We start from the raw sequence: 18,877 nt of genomic DNA on the forward strand, positions 1-18,877 counted from the left end.
GTCATGAAACTAACGAGCAAGACCATATTGATCACCGGAGGAACATCCGGCATAGGCTATGCACTAGGTGTGGAGCTATTGAAAAAAGGAAACATCGTGATATTGCTTGGCAGAGATACTGCCAAGCTTATCCATGCCAGCAGCAAGGGATTCAAAACCATCCAATGTGATCTGTCAAAGCAACGCGACATAGAGATGGCCGCTCTCGAAATTCAGAATGAATATCCCGACCTGGATGTATTGTTTAACAATGCGGGAGTGCAATTCAATTACTCGCTTACTTCGACGGTCATTCCGCTGGATAAAATTAACAAGGAAATCACCATCAACCTGACGGGCCAGATTCTCCTGACGCATCTCCTGATTCCCATTCTGAGCAATTCGAAACAGGCAATGATCGTGAACACAACCTCGGGACTTGGGGCATTTCCCAAAGACGATGGATTGGTCTATAGTGCCAGTAAGGCGGCCATGCGAAATTTCACAGTAGGGTTGAAATACGCCTTAAAAGCGATTGGAATATCCGTGGTGGAGTTCATCCCACCGGTCACAGACACCAGCATGACGGCTGGACGAGATGAGGATAAAATGTCAGCGACTGAACTGGTCAGGATGGTATTGCCACAACTGGAAAAAGGGAGAAGCATCATAGCTCCATTCAAAATGCGGATGTTTCTCTGGATAGCCTTTTTGTTTCCCTCTTTAGCAAATAAGATTTTATCTAAATAGAAATAACAATCTATAACAATCACTATCATCCAGTAGCTGTATGAGCTATTTGCAAAGGCTTGTTATAAAGGATACTTTTATAGAAATGAAAGTCCAGCTTACGGATGATAGTTGGGCGTTAGTCATCCACCCGCACAACAAGAATATTTAACTAGGCATTGATCACCTATCAATTGACGCTCAGTAGACAATTCCCACAAAACCATCCCTGAAAATCATGCATAGCTATTGTATGACCGTATTTTTATATAGTGGAAAAAACGCAGCATCCATATATCTATTTGATACCATCCGATAGTTCGGTAAAACTCAATTTTCAAACCTATCATTTCTGCGAACCATCAGCTGTATTTATTCCAAAAAACCAATATGTCAGCATTGAGTCAACCCAAAGCCTGGCCGTGGAGGATCACTCCACTAACCATTATCGTTTTCTTTTTTCACAGGTCCTTACAGTTGGCCATGTACATGCTGATGAAAAACTGCCTTTAAAAAACCATCAAGAGACATTAAAATCAGCTCAGGAGCGATGGCTAGAGATGAACCCTTTCAAAGCAACGCCTGAAGAGCTTTCCCTCTTATTCGATCTGAACGAATGGCTGGAGCGAAATGTAGCCGCTAAAATGGAATCGCCCGACTCCTTTTTATCCTATCAGGATGTCCAGCGTATTTCAAAAGAGAAGCTCGACCTCACTTTTTTTCAATGGAAAAATCACAAGCTGATCAACAAGGCGAGACAAATACTTTTCGAAACCAAAGGTTCGGTAAAAGAGGCCTCCTATCTACTGGGATTCAAGGATCCGGCTTATTTCTCAAGATTTTTCAGGAACCAGACATCATTAACTCCGGGTCAATTTGTAGATGGACTTGAAAACACATCCAGAAACGAAGCATTGTTCGAAGCTTTTTGTCAGGCAATTGATCAGCATTTCTCTGACTCCCATCAGGTTGCTTTTTATGCAAACTTGTTGAGCCAGACACCCAAAACATTCAGTAGAAACATTTATCAATCGACTGGACAGACGCCCAAAGAGCACATCACGAACCAACTGATCTTGTCTGCGCAGACAATGCTAAGTGCAAAGGAATCAGTAACAGCAACGGCCTTTGCGTTGGGCTTTGAAGAGGTTAGCCATTTTTCTTCCTTTTTTAAGCTACATACAGGCAAAGCCCCTTCTGATTTCAGCTCAAAAAGTACTGATGAATAGCCCTTTTTTGTAAACATCCAGGGATACGTCCTCCTTTCATTTGCATTGTATTAAACACAATAAAAAAATGCAAAATCTAGTATCAGAAATGGACAACATGGTGCTGCGCGGTGAGATACCGCAGGCAGTAGCCAAATTTTTCAGCGACTCTGCTCACACGAAAGATGTAGATGGCTCGGAGACCTTCACAAAAGAGGAGGCAATCCAAAAGCTTACCGGTTTTGTTGGCAGCATCGCGAATGTGAATGAAATCTCGCTGCTTAACAGCTCGATAGGTGAGAATGTGAGTATGTCCGAATTCCGCTTTCGATTTGAAATGCAGGACGGCAGTGAGATCAACTGGCACGAGGTGATCCGTAGAGAATGGCAAAACGGGCGGGTGGTCAACGAAACTTATTTCCAAAACTAAAATCAATGAACATGTCGAAAATGCTAATAACCGCACTACTGGTTCTAGGAACCATCGGTGCATATGCTCAGATGTACAATACAGATGACAGCAAAATAGCTTTGAATGGCTACAGTCCGGTTTCCTACCTGGACTTGCAGCTCGCTCAGCGTGGCTCAAAGGAATATGTCACCGAATATGATGGCGTGAAATATTTCTTTACTTCTGCAGAGCAAAAGAAAACTTTCGATGCAAATCCAAAGAAATACCTTCCTCAATATGGTGGATGGTGTGCTACTGGTATTGCTATTGGAGCAAAGTTCAGAACAGACCCGAATAAATTTTTGGTGGTTGGCGATCAATACTATGTATACCTAAATAGCATAGAGGTAGATGCCTTGCAGGTATGGAATGAGAAAGGCCATGATGCCATGGTGAAGAATGCCAATGAAAACTGGAAGAAATTGAAATCCAAGTAAGGTTGGATAGGCTTAATTATGGTTGATGTTAAAGGGGGCAGAAGAAATTCTGTCCTTTTTTTTATTTATTACTTAAACATTTATTAATGATATTCGTATTCATAACTTAAACAATTATTAATCTAATGGAATCGATTGGATCACTGGAAGAAATTGTATTGATGATTTTACTCAAGAATGAGCGAATCAACAGTGTGGATATTGCTAAGGAGTATGAGGATGCGCTAAGCAAGAATATTTCCATACCTGCCATTCATGTAGTGCTCAAACGCATGGAAAAAAAGGGATGGGTAAACTCAGAGTTTGGGGAGCCCACTGCAGAACGTGGTGGAAGACGGAAGCGCAACTACTGGGCCACTCCAAAAGCTTATAAGTTGGTGAGCGAACTCAATGAGGTAAAATCCAAGCTTTGGAATAGTGTCTCAAAACCATCACTACAATATGTCAGGGCCTAATCCACCAAAATGGGCCGACTGGCTGGTAGAAAAATGCTGTGCTGATCACCTGGTTGAAGAAGTCCAGGGAGATTTGCATGAGGCGTTTTTCTGGCGCGTGCAAGAAAAAGGACTAACAAAAGCACGCTGGCATTTCATCCTGGAAACTATCCGATCCATTCGACCGGCCAATCTCAAACCAACTCATCACTTAAATAATTACATCATGAGGTTCAAAAACTATATCAAAACCGGGTGGCGTTTTATGAAAAAACATAAGCTCTACTCCACTCTTAACATTTTAGGACTGGCACTTGGAATTTCGTTTTGCTGGCTGGCTTATCTCTATGCACAGGATGAGATGAGTTTTGATCAGCATTTGCCGGACCATGAAAGTCTCTATCGTATTGTCCTGGATTTCCAAAGAGGTGACGATGTACACTACATTGGAGGAAGCTCTAATGCCATGTCAGTGCAGTTTGCAGAAAAGATCCCTGAGATTGAAAGTATTGCCCGGTTTGAATCTGACTTTGGACTGATTAGGAAAGGTGAGGGAACCATCGGACAACCGCTGATCATGACGGATCGTAACATGATTGATTTTTTGAACCTTAATTTTTTGGAAGGTGCAGCTAATTCATTTGATCAGCCCAATGAAGTCATTATTTCTGAAACCCTCGCAGGAAAACTGAACATTCGGGGAAAAGCAGTGGGTCAGATAATTTCTTTGATCCGAGGAGAAGAGTTTGAAGATTTTATCGTCAGTGGAGTGTACAAAGACATTCCTGAAAATACCTCCGTAAAAAGTGACATGATCATGTCCTTCGCTAATTATTTGGTGAATGTACCCGAAAGACGTTTAACCACCTGGTTTGACATCAATATTAATTCCTTGGTGAAACTCACAAACCCATCCAGCAGGGCAGATGCAGAGATCAAAATGAATCAGGTACAACAAGAGAATGAACCAGATGGCGAGGATGCATCCGTTTTACTAAAACTTCAGCCCATTTCAGAAATACACTTGAATGAATCGTACGGGCATTACAATGGCGTTTCCCGAGGTGGGAACCCTGAGTTGATTAAATTATTCGTTGGGATCGGTATAATCTGTCTGATTATTTCAATGATCAACTATTCCAACTTCAACATATCCTTGTATATCAATCGCGCCAGAGAGGTCGCTCTGCGAAAAGTTATTGGAGCGGAAAAGGCAGGAATATTTAGTCAACTGATCACGGAATCCTTTATTTCAGCTGTTCTTGCAGGTATTTTGGCCCTAGGTGTAATGATGCTACTACTTCCGTATTTCTCCAGTTTCGTTCAAAAAGATTATGGACTGGATTACATCCTTAATTGGAACTTTATCGCGGGAGCAACTACGATTCTTGTAGTGGTAGCGTTCATCAGTGGCGTGTATCCTGCCTTTGTTCTTTCCAGATTTCATATTGTCAAGAGCCTGAAAGGCGAACAGAAGATCCGGTCAGGTAAATGGATCACCCAAACATTACTCGGTATCCAATTTTTGATTGCGACGGTTTTGGTGGCCGGAATGCTCACAATGAATCGGCAGATTCAATACTTGTCTTCATTTGACACAAAAATCGATTACAACAATGTGCTTTATATGGATTATATCCAGGCGGATGAAGGCAGAATTGCGGCATTTGTAAATGATCTCACGCAAATGCCTGAGGTAGCTGAAGTAGCCGCTATTTCCGGATATAATGGCACTCGGATGAATGGAGAAAATCAATTTGACGTGCGACATCTACGTATTCATCAGGACTTGATAAGCTTGCTGGACATTCAGATAGTAAGAGGGCGAAATTTTGATCCGGAAATCTCCGCTGATGAATCGGCCATTTTGGTCAATGAGGCTTTCATTTCCAAAATGAACCTCGAAAATCCAATCGGTGAGATTGTTCCATTCGAGTATGGCGAGGTTCTGAATCCCAAAATTATTGGGGTGATTGAAGATTACCACTATGAATCGGTCAAAAGCACAGTCGATCCATTGGTTATTTATATTGCTCCAGCTTATCAATTGCAGTCTGTTTATTTCAAACTAAGTGATGGGACGATCTTCGATCAGGATAAGTTCGATGCGGTTTGGGCTAAACATTTTGATCCGTTTCCTTTTGAATTTAGTTTCCTGGAAGAGGTCTATCAACAAGGATATCGTCAGGAGGAACGAATGATGCAATTGGTTGCAATTGGATGTTTTGTATCGATATTCCTCGCTGCTATGGGTTTACTCGGGATAGTAGGCCTTCAGCTAAACCAACGATTGAAAGAGATTAGTATCAGGAAAGTGCTGGGAGCCTCCTCTGGTAGTCTATACCGGGTTTTCACCAAAAGATTCCTACTTATCATTGTCGTCGGATTGACCGCTGGGCTTACCTTAGGAAGTGTATTGATTTCCCAGTGGCTAGAGGATTACCCCTATCACGTCAATTTTGGTGGATCAATCATCGGTTTTACAATAGCAATAACCCTTTCGATTGCACTAGTAACCATCCTATCGCAGGTCTTTAAGGTCAGCAAAACAAATCCGGTACAATACCTAAAGGATGAATAGATCAACTTTGTCATTTCCGCCTTCCTTACCCTGAGTCACTAAAGCGGAAGACGAAAATAAATTTGGCTCCCTTTAGGATTGGGGTAACCCAAATTGATTTTTAAGTTGGCTAAGTCGTAGCAGTATTTTATTAAAAGCACCCTACTTTCGCCATTCAACATTTTCTACAATGGATACACTTGAACTTATAGGATGGCTTGGAGCAGGATCATTGCTGTTAGGATTCGCATTAAATCTTTTTCAGAAAATTACTGCTGATTCCACAAGTTACCTGATGCTCAATCTCATTGGATCTATCCTCCTTCTATATAATGCATGGATGAATGGAGCCTTTCCTTTCGTAGCAGTCAATTTTGTTTGGGTGGTTTTTTCTGCTTTCAAACTAATTCAAATGAGATTGAAAGCGTAATGGACGGCACAGTAAGATCAAATATCAAAATCGGATCTGAAGTTCAAGTGGTTCAAAAACATCATCAGCGAAGCGGTGAACTGACGGAGGGAATAGTGAAACGAATTTTAACCAAGTCATCCAATCATCCCCATGGGATTAAAATAATGTTGGAAGACGGAATAGTGGGTCGAGTGAAAAAAGTGCTATAATCCATTAATTACAAAACATGCTTATCGCCATATTTCCTGGTTGATCGAAAGGTGGTACTTCTCCGTCTTATAATTAAATCTTTAGGCTGTTTCGGGGTATATATTAGTGAAATCAAGTTTATCACTGATACCAAAATAACCATACAACCATGAAGAAACTTTTAAGCTTGTCTTTGATTACATGCTTTTGCTTTACCCTCCTCGCACAGGAGGAATTAAACCACGAGAAAAAAATCTATAAAAACGAAGGGAAGGTTTATGTTAATAAAGCACTTCCTCTCTATTTGAGTATTTCAACAAGTCCAGATGGATCCAACGGAGAAGTGCTTGATGGAAAAGAACCTGAATACAGTAGCCCTATGTTCTTGGATTCTGAAGGATACAACACCATCCGTACCCCGTGGAAAGTAGATCCTGAGACAAAGAAGGTTGTTTACCCAAAAGAAGAAGTAATATTTGAGCTTTATGCAGACAGTAAAGCACCTGCCACAAAAATTTCATATGGAGATGTGAAGCTGGCTGAAGCAGACGAAAAGATCACATTGAGTGCTTCAGACATCACACTGGCAGCATCGGATGAAATCTCAGGAATTGATGCAATCTATTATTCTTTAGATGGTGCTTCGTTTCAAAAATACATCAACTCAATACCTGTCCAAGAGGAAAAAACATACACGCTAAAGTACTACGCAGTTGATAATGTAGGGAATGTTGAAGAAGTAAAAAGTGTTACTATGCTGATAGATAATTCCGCACCGTCTTCCACGCTGAATGTTGAGGGTGACCTATCTGAAAATGTGGTCTCCGCTCGTTCATCTATCAACCTGAAAGCTAATGACAATGCATCAGGGGTTTCAAAAATCTTCTACACGATTGATGAGGGAAGAACCTATGAATTTTCCTCTCCCATCTCAATTGCCAGCCTGAATGAAGGAGAACATACCATCACTTTCTTCGCAGTAGACAAAGTGGACAATAATGAAGAAAAGAAGACTTACACATTCTATTTGGACAAATCGCCTCCACGCGTAATCGATGAGATCATAGGAAATACTTTTATCGCCAATGGTAAAGAATATTACTCAGGCAGAACCAAATTAAAGCTTGTAGCCATGGACAATAAGGCTGGAGTAAAAGAAATCCTTTATTCTGTCAATGGAGGTGAGTTTAAGCTATACGAAGCACCCTTCTATTTGTCTGAATCTGGCAATCTGAATATTGAAGTATTAGTCACAGACAAGGTTAACAATCGAGTTCGATCCAAGGAATTCTCTGATAAAAACAATCTACTCACGTATGTTGATTTATCCGGACCTGATTTGAATTACAACCTTGCCGGACCTTCTTTTACTTTGAAAGATACCGTTTACATAACCAAAGAAACCACCATTTCTTTAAGAGGAACAGACAAAGACTCAGGATTCAAGGAAATTGATTATCAAATAGATGACGGATCTGTGGTTACCTATTCTGCACCTTTCAGCATCGAAAATGAAGGATATCACGCAGTAACCTATAATGGCTATGACAATCTTTCCAACTCAAGCACAGAATCAATCCAATGCATTGTGGACAATAGTGGACCTGAAGTGTTCAATCGATTTAGTATCGACTCCAACAAATCCAAAATTATTGATGGGGAAAGCCTGAATGTTTATCCACCACACGTGTTACTTTTCCTTTCGTCAACTGACGGTCATGCTGGATTAGATAAAATAAGTTATCAGGTAAATGGTGGAGCCATGTTGCCTTACAGAAGCCTGATAGAAAACTTCAGAAAAGATACCCTTTACGAAATAAACGTTTTAGTTGTTGATAAGCTGGGAAATGAAAATCAACAAAAAATACGATTCTATATTGAATAATGAATCTTAAATTTGAAATATGAAAACTTTAAGTAAAGCTGCACTCTTGTGTGTAGCTTTCTTTTACACCGCCTTTTTTTCTAACGCACAGGAGCTAAGTGAAGCCACTCAGAGCCAGCTCTCTCATTACGAGCAAGCACTGGAAGTAGCCTTGGGCGAAAGTCAATTCGACAATGCTGCCGGCATCTGTGGAAAGGTTGCATATATCTATTGGGATAATAAGAAGTATGATGAGGCTATCTCCTACTTCGAAAAGTCTATTGAGTACAATCAAAAGGTAACCAATAGAAATGGGATGAAGAGCGCCTACTACAATCTCGGGCTCCTTCGAATAGACAATGAACAGTACGAACAGGCACTTTCTGATTTCAACAGTGGCATTTCCATAGCGAAGGAATTAAATCAAAAGAATCACGTATTATCCGGTCTGATAAATGCGGCATCAGTAAGCCAAAGCTTAGGGAAAAATCAGGAGGCCATTGATCTTGCATTAGAGGCACTGGATATAGCCAATGAACTAGAAAATATCGGTCTGACCAAACGATGCTATGGCATACTGTATGAAAGCTACCAATCTGTTGGTAACTCAGAAAAATCCATTGAGTATTTCGACCTTTATTCTACCGTTGACAAATTTTTAAGGGATGAGCAAGAAAAGAAAATAAAAGCAGAAAGTGAACGACAGGTAGCCGTAATTGCCAGCCAGAAAGCCCAAACAGATAAAGCCCTTCAAAGCAGTAATCAAAAATTACAGGTTGCTGAAGACTCCCTTCAGCGAGCACGGGAAATTACCGAACGTCAGAGACTACAGCTAAAGTTGAATGAAGTTACTTTACGAGAGCAGCAAGCGCAGCTCAAAAATGAGCGATTGATCCGGAATGGACTCATTATCATCACTTGTCTCACACTCCTCTTCTTAATCATCCTATACATTCAATACAGACAAAAGAGGAAGAAAAATATTTTGCTAAGCCAGCAAAACGAACAAATCAGGGAACAGAAAGAAAAAATAGAAAGGCAAGGAAAAAACCTCTCCATTAAGAATGAGGAGCTCACCGCTGTGAATAAAGAGAAGAATCTGATGATGAGTATGGTAGCTCATGATTTGAAAAAACCAATCAATGATTTAACCTCCTTGTCGGAAATTCTTGAACAGTTCAAAGACAAGCTTCCTGAAGAATTCAACCACCTGGTAAGCGTCTTGAAAAAATCCTCAAACGGATATCGGGAAATGGTTCATAAAATTTTGGATGCAGGTGCAATTGAGAGTAGGAAACTCAATGTAGTGCAGGAAAAACTGAACATAAGAGATGTGCTGGAAGACAATGCACAGTCTCAAAGCTTGACAGCAAGTGAAAAAGATATTTCGTTCGATCTGGAAAGAATCCCTGACGATTCATACATCAAAGGTGATCGGGTCTATTTAACTCAAGCCATTGAAAATGTACTTTATAACGCCGTAAAGTATTCTCCTAGTGGATCGATCATCGAATTAGGCGCTATTGCATCTAATGGCAAACACTATGAAATCTTTGTAAAGGATCACGGACCAGGCATAGGTATGGAAGAACAAAAGTATCTTTTCGAGACCTTTAAGCCACTAAAAAATGGAGATATGGAATCTACAGGTCTGGGGCTATCCATCTCTAAAAAATATATTGAAGCCATGCAAGGAAACATTCGGTGTGAAAGCAAAGAGGGTGACGGCACCACCTTTTACATGGAGCTTCCAAAATGGGATAATTAACCAATCCCTTTTCGAACTGTTCTCCTTTCCAATAAAAAAATGTGATATCTGAATCCTGATTGATTATCATTGTCAGGATGAGTGAATTCGAAAGCAATAGCACAAACCTGATTCTGGTCACACCAGGGTCTGTGGTCATTCCCTTTTCGGCTAATCAAATCATTATTCTATTTCAGCGAATCATGCTTCTCCTTATCTCTGGGCTGATTTTAGTTGGTTTAGTAGCTCTCACTTATTCCTAATTATTTTGAATATTCACTACTTTTCATGATTAGGTTACTATTTTACAAATCGTCATTTAGCTAAGCAATGGAAACTGTACCAAAAAAAGGTATTCAAGGATTAATTGATAACTGGCAGAGTGATTTAATCGCCGCTGTGAGTGTCGCTCTTATTGCTTTGCCCCTTTCATTGGGTATCGCACTGGCAGCAGGAGCACCTGCCATGGCAGGTATCATTTCAGCAGTCGTTGGTGGTGTGGTAACCACTTTTTATCGGGGTGGCCATGTATCAGTAAATGGACCGGCCAAGGGCGTCATTGGAGTCATCTTATTAGGTATTGCATTGATGGACGATGGTTCAGGCCAGGCCTTTAATTACATACTGGCAGCAGTAGTTGTTTCAGGCGCTATTCAGGCCGTATTGGGATTATTAAAATTGGGTCGGTTAGCGGATATCTTTCATTCTTCTGTCATTCATGGTATTCTGGCAGCCATCGGGATCATCATATTTGCAAAACAAATCCATGTGGCGATGGGCACAACGTCAGATAGCCCGAGCATCATTCAAAACCTCATCGACGCGGTTTTGCTTTTACCCAAAGCCAACCCTTTCGTGGTGATTATTTCAGTGGTAGGCTTACTTCTACTACTGTTTCACTCCAAGATCAGTAACCGGTTTTTCCATTTTTTGCCTGCCCCTATGTGGGTCATAGCGCTTTCAATACCTTTTGCCTACCTCTTCAATTTCTTTGACCAACATACACTTTCATTATTTGGAAAAGCCTATGAGGTAGGGCCTCAACTGTTGCTGGACATTCCTGAATCTATTACAGATTCAATCATGCATCCCAATTTCAGTAAAATTGACACGATTGAATTCTGGACAACCGTCTTTTCCATTTTGATTATCACAAGCATTGAATCCCTGGCTATTGCGAAGGCAGTTGACAAAATTGATCCTTACAAGCGTAAGACGGATTTGAATAAGGATTTGACCGGAATTGGATTGAGCACAATGGCTGCTGGTTTAATTGGTGGCATCCCAATTATTGCTGTGATTATTCGAAGTACTGTCAATATCCACAATGGTGCAAAGACCAAATGGTCTAATTTGTATCAAGGTCTATTGTTGCTGCTTTTTATTGTGGTATTGAGTCCAATAATGAGTCAGGTACCATTATGTGCTTTTGCGATATTACTGGTTTATACCGGATTTAAACTGGCATCTCCATCAGTCTTCAAGCAGGCTTATGCTCAAGGAACAGAGCAACTGCTCTTCTTTGTTGGGACGATGATTTTGACCCTCTATACCAATTTATTAATTGGTCTACTCGGCGGGCTATTATTGGCACTGATTACGCACATGCTTCTGGCAAGGATGTCCATTCCTCAGTTTTTTGACATGATTTATCGATCACGCACTAAATTAATAGAGCGTCCAGATGGTGGGTTCGATTTAAAAATTAGAGGGATCGCAAATTTTTTGAGCATCCTGAAAATAGACAAATTGGTAGCTCAAATTCCTTTAGGGGCAGATGTCAATATTGATTTATCAGAAACCAGATTGGTGGGCATGACCTATATGGACTACCTGGTGGAATACTTAAAGATGCAAAGGGAATCGGGGGGTAAAGTCTTTATTACAGGATTGGATTCTCATGTTTCTTCTTCTTCGTATAACAGGGCTTTGAAAATTAGCTTGACCAGCTCTGCCAAACTATCTCACAGACAAAAACGATTACGAAACTTAGCTACTAAAAACGATTATCAATACAATAGTCAAGTAGATTGGAATACTACGTATTTAAAGGAATTCCACTTTTTTGAAATCAGGCCGATTGAAAGAAAATCAAATTCTCTCAAAGGAGTATTTGAAGATCTGAATGTGTCCTGGGAAATTTCCGATGTAACCTTTAATGAGGGACAGGCTTTTACAGCTGAAACATTCAATACCACACTTATGGTCTTAAAATTGAATAAAAAGGTACCTGTTTTTACCTTGGAAGAGGAAGGTGTCTTCGAAAGAATATTTGACCGTGTAATGGCTTTTACCGGCTATAAAGACATTGATTTTGATCTGTATCCGGACTTTTCCAAGAAATTCCTTTTGATGGGGAACAATGAATCTGAGATTCGCGCATTTTTTACGGATGAAATCATTCGTTTTTTCGAAAATCATCAAATCTATCATTTAGAAAGCAATGGCGAGGCGCTACTCATTTTTAATAAAATCAAACTGGCACGGACCGATGAAACCCTTGAGTTTATTGATTATGGTAAAGAGTTGGCTACTCTCCTATATGCTAAATCATCCTAATTCTAAAGTTCCGTTTCAGGTTAAGCGTAGGGAAACCTTAACTAACAGCAATCTTGATTACACTTTGTGTCTTACCTGAAATCTTAAACTGATCAGAAATGCGATGGCCGACAACCCAGGCGATCTTTCCTTTAGACTCCAGTATCAAAATAGATTTCTTTCGGGAAACAGGTACTTTTTCATCAATTAGAAAATCGCTTATTTTCTTTTCTCCTTTCATTCCCAATGGTCTGAATCGATCTCCTTCCTTCCATAATCTAACTCTCAAAGGAAATTCCAACTGGCTCGCATCAAAAAAAGCCACATTTTCAGAACCGAAGACAACCTCTTCTTTTGATTTCATCTCAATAGAGAATTCACTTTTGTTGAGATAGTATTGACCAACTTCGTGAATGATCAACTCCATGAAAAGTGGAGACTTGCGTTGATCAATATAGATAGCCTCGCGATCCATGGTAATCAGCCATTCTCCTTCCTGGAATTGCTTTCCAGACTTACCCCTTGCCCCAAAAACCTCCTTTGATGTCGCATAATTAACACCATAGTCAGATAATATTTCAGAGAGAATCAATTCATCCGATGCATTGGATATCCAATGAAGGTTGAGGACCCTGGTATCACCCTCCATATTTAAGTGTTGCCTTTTGACATCCATCACCTTTTGTGCCACCACTTCCTTTGCAAAACTCAATCGTTCGGAGGTATTCAAAAAAGTACTCAAAAGTGAGGGGTTCAGTTTTTCCAACTCCGGGATTACTTTATGACGTAGTAGGTTCCGATCGTAATCGACCCCCTCATTGCTGGAATCCTCCCGCCAATCCAAATCCATATCCATTGCATAGGTGTGCAGTTCTTTTTTTGAGGTAAATAAAAGTGGCCTGATGACCTGTTCATTCTGAATCAATATACCAGAGATCCCTTTGATCCCCGTTCCACGGGCCAGGTTGATGAGCACCGTTTCGAGAGAATCGTTCAGATGATGTGCTGTTGCTACTTTATTCAGATTGTGCTCAAGTAAAAGTTCATTAAACCACTGGTAGCGAGTATTTCTGGCTTCTAGCTGAATAGATCCATCGCCTAGATCAAACGATTTTACATAGCAATTAACCCTATTTTTATCGGCCCATTCCATCACGAAAGCCTCATCATCGTCAGACTCCTCACCTCTTAAACCAAAATTGCAATGGGCGATTTCGAAATCAAATCCACCCTGCAGAAACAAGTCTGCCATGACCATGGAATCAAGCCCACCACTCACCGCCAGCAATATTTTTTCGTCATTCGAAACCAAATGATTGGATCGAATAAAATCATGGAACTGTTTTTGTAAAGAATGCACAACTCGATCAGTTAATTTTGCCGAATGCGGAAGTTAATCCAAACCATTTTAGTTTTCTCACTTTTACTCCTCTGCTGGAACAGCCAAGCCCAGAAGAAAGATCGAATCAAATACAAAGCTGAAGATTTATATGAATTTCGTAAAAATGGAGTAAAAATCAGAAGACTGATTGGTAATGTGGTCTTTGCCCAGAAAACCACCACCATGTATTGTGACAGTTCATACTATTATGTAGATGACAATGTAATGGAGGCTTTTGGTCATGTGAAGATCATCGACGATTCAGTGACAATAACGTCTAGAAAACTTATATACAATGGGCAGGACCGCACAGCCAAACTCCGTGAAAATGTCATTTATACCAAGGCAGATCAACGTCTCACTACAGATTTTCTTGACTACAATATGGAAACCGAGGAAGGTCAGTACTTCAATGGTGGTAAACTCAAAGATTCTGTGAATGTACTGACCAGTAAAACAGGATACTATTACGGTTTGCAGAAGTATGCACTTTTCTATTCGGACGTGGTGCTTGTTGCCCCAGATTACACCCTCAAGTCTGACACATTGAGGTACAACATTCGTCCTAAGATCGCCATTACAGAAGGGAAGACCACCATCATCACCGAAGATGAATCAATCTTGCACGCAAAAGGAGGAACATTCCGTACGAGAATGGATCAATCCGAATTTGTGGAAGGAACCGTGGAAACAACAGATTATTATATGGAAGGTGATGAGCTTTTCTTTGATGATCTAAAAAAATATTATGATGCCAGCGGCAATGTAAAACTCACTTCGAAAGATGACGATGTGGTCATTACTGGGGATGATGGATTTGCCGACAAAGCAAACGGCATAAGTAAGGTATATGGAAATGCGCTTATGCGTCGTTTCCTTCGGGAGGACACATTGTATCTGGCAGCAGACACACTCGTTTCAATTGAAAGTGAATATGATTCTGCAAAGCGAATATTGGCATATCATAATGTGCGTATCTGGAAACAAAATCTTCAAGGGCTAGCTGATTCTGCTTCCTATTTTTTGCAGGACTCATTGCTCTATTTCTATGAAGATCCTATTTTCTGGAATCTCAAAAATCAACTAGAAGGCGATACCATCATCATGGAAGTGACAGAAAAGGAAATTAAAACTATGTCACTCCTTCAAAAAGCTTTTCTAGCTACCGAGGACACCCTGAAAAACTATAATCAGATTAAGGGGAGAACCATGCAAGCTTACTTTGACCGATCCAAGATCACACGAATTGATGTGAATGGAAATGGGGAAAGCATTTACTATGTGTTGGATGAAGACGATCCAAATAATATCATCACCCTTGGAATGAATCGCATATTATGCAGTGATATGACCATCCGGTTCATAGATGAAGAACTGGACAATATCTCCTTCTATATCAAGCCGGAAGCCAAGTTTATACCACCTCACGAGTTGACTCCAGGAGTGCAAAAACTGGATGGATTTGAATGGCGTGGTGATCAAAGACCATCATTAGAAGATCTTTTAACCACCCCTCCGGCTAAACCAGTAAATGAGGATATACCAACCAAATTACCTCCATCGGAAAAGATAAATATTGAGGGATTGAAGGAAAAAAGAAAACAAACGTTAAAAAGCATTAAGAACGATGGTGAATGATTGCGGCGTTGTTTCCGTTTAGGCTATAAGTCCTTAGTTTTGCCGACCTATTAAATAATTATGAGGGAAATTCGAATTCTAATCTTGTTTGTTGTTGCTGTGGCTGCTCTTGGTGGCTGTAGATTTCGCAAGATTCAAAAAAGTGGAGACTGGAAAGTAAAATACGAAGCAGCCCTTCAGTATTATGAGGAAGAAGATTACCATCGGACTATTATTCTTCTTGAAGACATCCTTCCTATCATTCGCGGAACAGAGGAAGCTGAATTGGGAAATTTTTACCTCGCTTATAGTTACTACTATCAAAAACAATACATTCTCAGTGCACACCACTTTCAGGAATTTGTTAAGATATACGGCCGTTCCGACTATGTGATGGAAGCGGCCTACATGCACGCCTACTCGTTATACCTACAGTCCCCGGACTACCAGTTGGATCAAACAGTGACCTACGAGGCTGTTGCTGCTATGCAAAATTTCATCAATAAATACCCTGCCTCTGAATATGCCCCGGATGCAGATAGAATTATCGATGATATGCAGGAAAAACTGGAAAAAAAGGCATATGAGCAGTGCAAGCTTTATTATAAGCTAAGAAGATACAAGTCTGCTTTAGTGGTGTATGACAACTTTGCTGATGACTTTCCTGATTCAGAATACAATGAGGAGATAGCATATTTAAGGATAGAAACCTCTTTCGACTATGCGGAGGAAAGTATCTTTTCAAAGCAAAAAGAGCGATACCAGAATGCCATTGATCACTACCTGGAATTCATCGATAAATATCCAAATAGTGAGTATATAAAAGATGCTGAAAAGATTTATGCGAAAAGCATCGAAGAAATTACTAAATTTGCGGGTTCAAAATAATTAGAGCGAAATGCAGCATATAAATTCATCACTTATAACCAGAGACAATCAGGAAATTCTAGAGCCTACAGGCAATCTGTATGAGTCTTTGGTAATCATTGCAAAGCGAGCGAGACAAATCAGCGCAAATCAAAAAGAAGAGCTTAACGCTAAACTTGCTGAATTTGCATCTTCCGTTGACAACCTGGAGGAGATCTTCGAAAACAGAGAGCAAATAGAAATCTCCAAATTCTATGAGCGTATGCCAAAGCCTACCACTATGGCTATCGAAGAATTCCTAAATGGTGAATTAAATTTCAGATTACCTGAAGAAGAGCAAGAGTCTGGTTCAGAATTAGCATAAATTAGTCGCCATGTTGGCGGGTAAGAAAATATTATTAGCGGTTTGTGGGTCCATTGCGGCTTATAAAACCGCTTTTTTTGTGCGTTTGCTGAAGAAGGAAGGTGCTAAAGTCAAAGTAATCATGACAGAGAGTGCCAAAGACTTTATCACCCCCCTCACACTGTCCACCCTATCTAAGAACCCCGTCTACTCTGAGTACTTTGATGAAAACAGTGGAGAATGGCACAACCATGTTGAGCTGGGTATGTGGGCAGACCTGATGCTTGTTGCTCCTCTCAGCGCCAACACCCTTGGCAAAATGGCAAATGGCATTTGTGACAACCTCCTTTTAGCCACCTACCTATCCGCAAAATGTCCGGTTATGGTGGCTCCAGCTATGGATCTGGACATGTATCAACACCCAACTACCCAAGAAAACCTAAAAAGGCTTGAATCTTTCGGAAATGAAGTGGTTGAAGCCAGGGATGGTGAGCTAGCCAGCGGACTGTCCGGACAAGGAAGAATGGCAGAACCTGAAGAGCTGCTGGAAATCGTAAAAAAAAAGCTCACTAACTCCGAAGCGCTAAAAGGCAAAAAAGTACTCATTACCTCAGGTCCTACTTTTGAATCGATTGACCCGGTCAGGTTTATTGGTAATCACTCGTCCGGAAAAATGGGGACAGCCATCGCCAACGCATTTAAAAATGCGGGAGCTGAAATCATGATGATTTCCGGACCAGCAGATTTCTTTCCTAAAAATGGAGAAGTCATCAAAGTGCAATCTGCAAATGAAATGCTGAAAGAAGCAGAAAAGCACCATGCTGATGCTGACATAGTGGTGTTTGCAGCCGCCGTTTCTGATTACCGACCAAAAGAGCCCGCCAAAGAAAAAATCAAGAAGAGCGAGGATAACCTTCACGTTGAGCTGGTGAAGAATCCGGATATTGCAGCCACACTTGGCGCAAAGAAAAATACCCAATATCATGTTGGTTTTGCATTGGAAACCAATAACGAAGCTGTAAATGCCAAAGAGAAGCTAAAGAAGAAGAATTTTGACTTGATTGTCCTTAATTCACTCAATGACCAGGGGGCAGGCTTTAAGCAAGACACTAATAAAGTCACCTTCTTTGATAAGGACAATAACGAACAAAAATTTGAGTTGAAGAGTAAGACCGAAGTGGCAGAGGATATCGTAGAATACGTCATAAAACATCTTAAATGAGATTTTCAGGAATACTACTCATTCTAACCATCACAACATCTTTTGCCCAGGAACTCAACTGCCGGGTGATTGTCAATGCACAGCAGGTACAAACAACAGAGCGAGCGGTGTTCACTGAAATGGAAACAGAGTTCGCCCAATTCCTCAACACCACCAAATGGACGAATGACGAGTTTGAAGAAGAAGAGGTCATCAATTGTAATTTGGTGATCACCATTTCGGAAATGCCAAGTATCGGGGTATTTAAAGCTTCCGTGCAGGTGCTTTCCAGCCGACCTGTGTATGGCACTGGGTATGAATCTGTGATTCTAAATTTTGCAGACAGAGACTGGGAGTTTGAATATGTACAGGCTCAGCCACTTCGATTCAACGAAAACACATTTACAAGCAACATCACCTCCATGCTAGCATACTATGCGTACATGATCATTGGATTCGATTATGACACGTTCTCAGAGAAGGGTGGAACCCCTCACTTCCAAAACGCATTCAAAATCGTAAACAATGCACAACAGACAAGCTACACCGGATGGCAGCAGTTTAACAGTGTGAGAAACAGATACTGGTTAGTGGAAAATGTACAAAATCCGCAACTTGAACCTATAAGAGAGGCGCTCAACATCTACCACCGTCAAGGATTAGACATCATGGTGGATGATCGGGAGCAGGCAGAAAAAAACATCCTGGATGCCCTATCAAAAGTTCAGCGGGCAAATCGCGCACGTCCACGGTCTATTCTAACCATTGCCTTTATGGATGCGAAATCCGGTGAATTGATTCAAATTTTCTCAGAATCCAGCTTGGCTACACGTCGGCAGGCTTATAATCTCTTGAGTAATATCGACCCTGCGAGAACTGATGAATACAAGGCATTAATTCAGTAGTCTCTGACATATCTT

The 18,877-nt window shown here is 40.7% G+C and carries 18 protein-coding genes; 17 read left to right on the forward strand and 1 reads right to left on the reverse strand.

The features are described from left to right. Positions 1–3 precede the first annotated feature (3 nt). From ACP14Y_RS04825 to ACP14Y_RS04880, 12 genes are all read left to right on the forward strand, one after another. Entirely contained in the window at positions 4–729 is a 726-nt protein-coding gene (locus ACP14Y_RS04825) for an SDR family oxidoreductase (protein ID WP_424961836.1), read from the forward strand. Positions 730–980: 251 nt separating this feature from the next. After that, a complete protein-coding gene (locus ACP14Y_RS04830) occupies positions 981–1,937 on the forward strand; it encodes an AraC family transcriptional regulator (RefSeq protein ID WP_424961837.1) in 957 nt (318 codons plus the stop codon). A gap of 67 nt (positions 1,938–2,004) precedes the next feature. Then, positions 2,005–2,346: a hypothetical protein gene (locus ACP14Y_RS04835; protein ID WP_424961838.1), complete on the forward strand. Its 342-nt coding sequence runs from the start codon at positions 2,005–2,007 to the stop codon at positions 2,344–2,346. 11 nt (positions 2,347–2,357) lie between these two features. Continuing rightward, positions 2,358–2,804: a YHS domain-containing (seleno)protein gene (locus ACP14Y_RS04840; protein ID WP_424961839.1), complete on the forward strand. Its 447-nt coding sequence runs from the start codon at positions 2,358–2,360 to the stop codon at positions 2,802–2,804. Positions 2,805–2,929: 125 nt separating this feature from the next. After that, positions 2,930–3,259 carry a PadR family transcriptional regulator gene (locus ACP14Y_RS04845; protein WP_424961840.1) on the forward strand — a complete coding sequence of 110 codons (330 nt, stop codon included), beginning with the start codon at positions 2,930–2,932 and terminating at the stop codon, positions 3,257–3,259. Further along, positions 3,246–5,819, forward strand: a complete 2,574-nt coding sequence (locus tag ACP14Y_RS04850; RefSeq protein WP_424961841.1) for an FtsX-like permease family protein — start codon at positions 3,246–3,248, stop codon at positions 5,817–5,819. Before ACP14Y_RS04845 ends, ACP14Y_RS04850 begins: the two co-directional genes overlap by 14 nt. A 169-nt stretch (positions 5,820–5,988) precedes the next feature. Then, entirely contained in the window at positions 5,989–6,228 is a 240-nt protein-coding gene (locus ACP14Y_RS04855; protein WP_424961842.1) for a CBU_0592 family membrane protein, read from the forward strand. Then, the gene (locus ACP14Y_RS04860) at positions 6,228–6,419 is read left to right on the forward strand and encodes a YwbE family protein (protein WP_424961843.1); all 192 of its coding nucleotides are present in this window, start codon (positions 6,228–6,230) and stop codon (positions 6,417–6,419) included. Before ACP14Y_RS04855 ends, ACP14Y_RS04860 begins: the two co-directional genes overlap by 1 nt. A 149-nt stretch (positions 6,420–6,568) precedes the next feature. Continuing rightward, positions 6,569–8,284, forward strand: coding sequence for a chitobiase/beta-hexosaminidase C-terminal domain-containing protein (locus tag ACP14Y_RS04865; protein ID WP_424961844.1), 1,716 nt, complete (start codon positions 6,569–6,571; stop codon positions 8,282–8,284). A 19-nt stretch (positions 8,285–8,303) separates the two neighbouring features. After that, a complete protein-coding gene (locus ACP14Y_RS04870; RefSeq protein ID WP_424961845.1) occupies positions 8,304–10,031 on the forward strand; it encodes a tetratricopeptide repeat-containing sensor histidine kinase in 1,728 nt (575 codons plus the stop codon). A 77-nt stretch (positions 10,032–10,108) separates the two neighbouring features. Further along, complete coding sequence (locus ACP14Y_RS04875) at positions 10,109–10,273, forward strand: hypothetical protein (RefSeq protein ID WP_424961846.1); 165 nt, start codon at positions 10,109–10,111, stop codon at positions 10,271–10,273. Between the two features lie 67 nt (positions 10,274–10,340). After that, positions 10,341–12,569: a SulP family inorganic anion transporter gene (locus tag ACP14Y_RS04880; RefSeq protein WP_424961847.1), complete on the forward strand. Its 2,229-nt coding sequence runs from the start codon at positions 10,341–10,343 to the stop codon at positions 12,567–12,569. Between the two features lie 37 nt (positions 12,570–12,606). Here the strand turns inward: ACP14Y_RS04880 and tilS are convergent, their stop codons facing one another. Beyond that, complete coding sequence (tilS, locus tag ACP14Y_RS04885) at positions 12,607–13,908, reverse strand: tRNA lysidine(34) synthetase TilS (RefSeq protein WP_424961848.1); 1,302 nt, start codon at positions 13,906–13,908, stop codon at positions 12,607–12,609. A gap of 24 nt (positions 13,909–13,932) precedes the next feature. On the opposite strand from tilS, the gene ACP14Y_RS04890 reads away from it, so the two are divergent. The 5 genes from ACP14Y_RS04890 to ACP14Y_RS04910 are packed head-to-tail and all read left to right on the forward strand — an operon-like array spanning position 13,933 to position 18,862. Next, positions 13,933–15,567: an OstA-like protein gene (locus ACP14Y_RS04890; RefSeq protein ID WP_424961849.1), complete on the forward strand. Its 1,635-nt coding sequence runs from the start codon at positions 13,933–13,935 to the stop codon at positions 15,565–15,567. 60 nt (positions 15,568–15,627) lie between these two features. Continuing rightward, positions 15,628–16,434: an outer membrane protein assembly factor BamD gene (locus tag ACP14Y_RS04895; protein WP_424961850.1), complete on the forward strand. Its 807-nt coding sequence runs from the start codon at positions 15,628–15,630 to the stop codon at positions 16,432–16,434. 10 nt (positions 16,435–16,444) lie between these two features. After that, positions 16,445–16,777, forward strand: a complete 333-nt coding sequence (locus tag ACP14Y_RS04900) for a DNA-directed RNA polymerase subunit omega (RefSeq protein ID WP_424961851.1) — start codon at positions 16,445–16,447, stop codon at positions 16,775–16,777. A gap of 10 nt (positions 16,778–16,787) precedes the next feature. Continuing rightward, positions 16,788–17,978: a bifunctional phosphopantothenoylcysteine decarboxylase/phosphopantothenate--cysteine ligase CoaBC gene (gene coaBC, locus ACP14Y_RS04905; RefSeq protein WP_424961852.1), complete on the forward strand. Its 1,191-nt coding sequence runs from the start codon at positions 16,788–16,790 to the stop codon at positions 17,976–17,978. Continuing rightward, complete coding sequence (locus ACP14Y_RS04910) at positions 17,975–18,862, forward strand: DUF4835 family protein (protein WP_424961853.1); 888 nt, start codon at positions 17,975–17,977, stop codon at positions 18,860–18,862. Before coaBC ends, ACP14Y_RS04910 begins: the two co-directional genes overlap by 4 nt. Positions 18,863–18,877: the final 15 nt, after the last annotated feature.

Source organism: Ekhidna sp., from assembly GCF_965247405.1.
Classification (GTDB): domain Bacteria; phylum Bacteroidota; class Bacteroidia; order Cytophagales; family Cyclobacteriaceae; genus Ekhidna.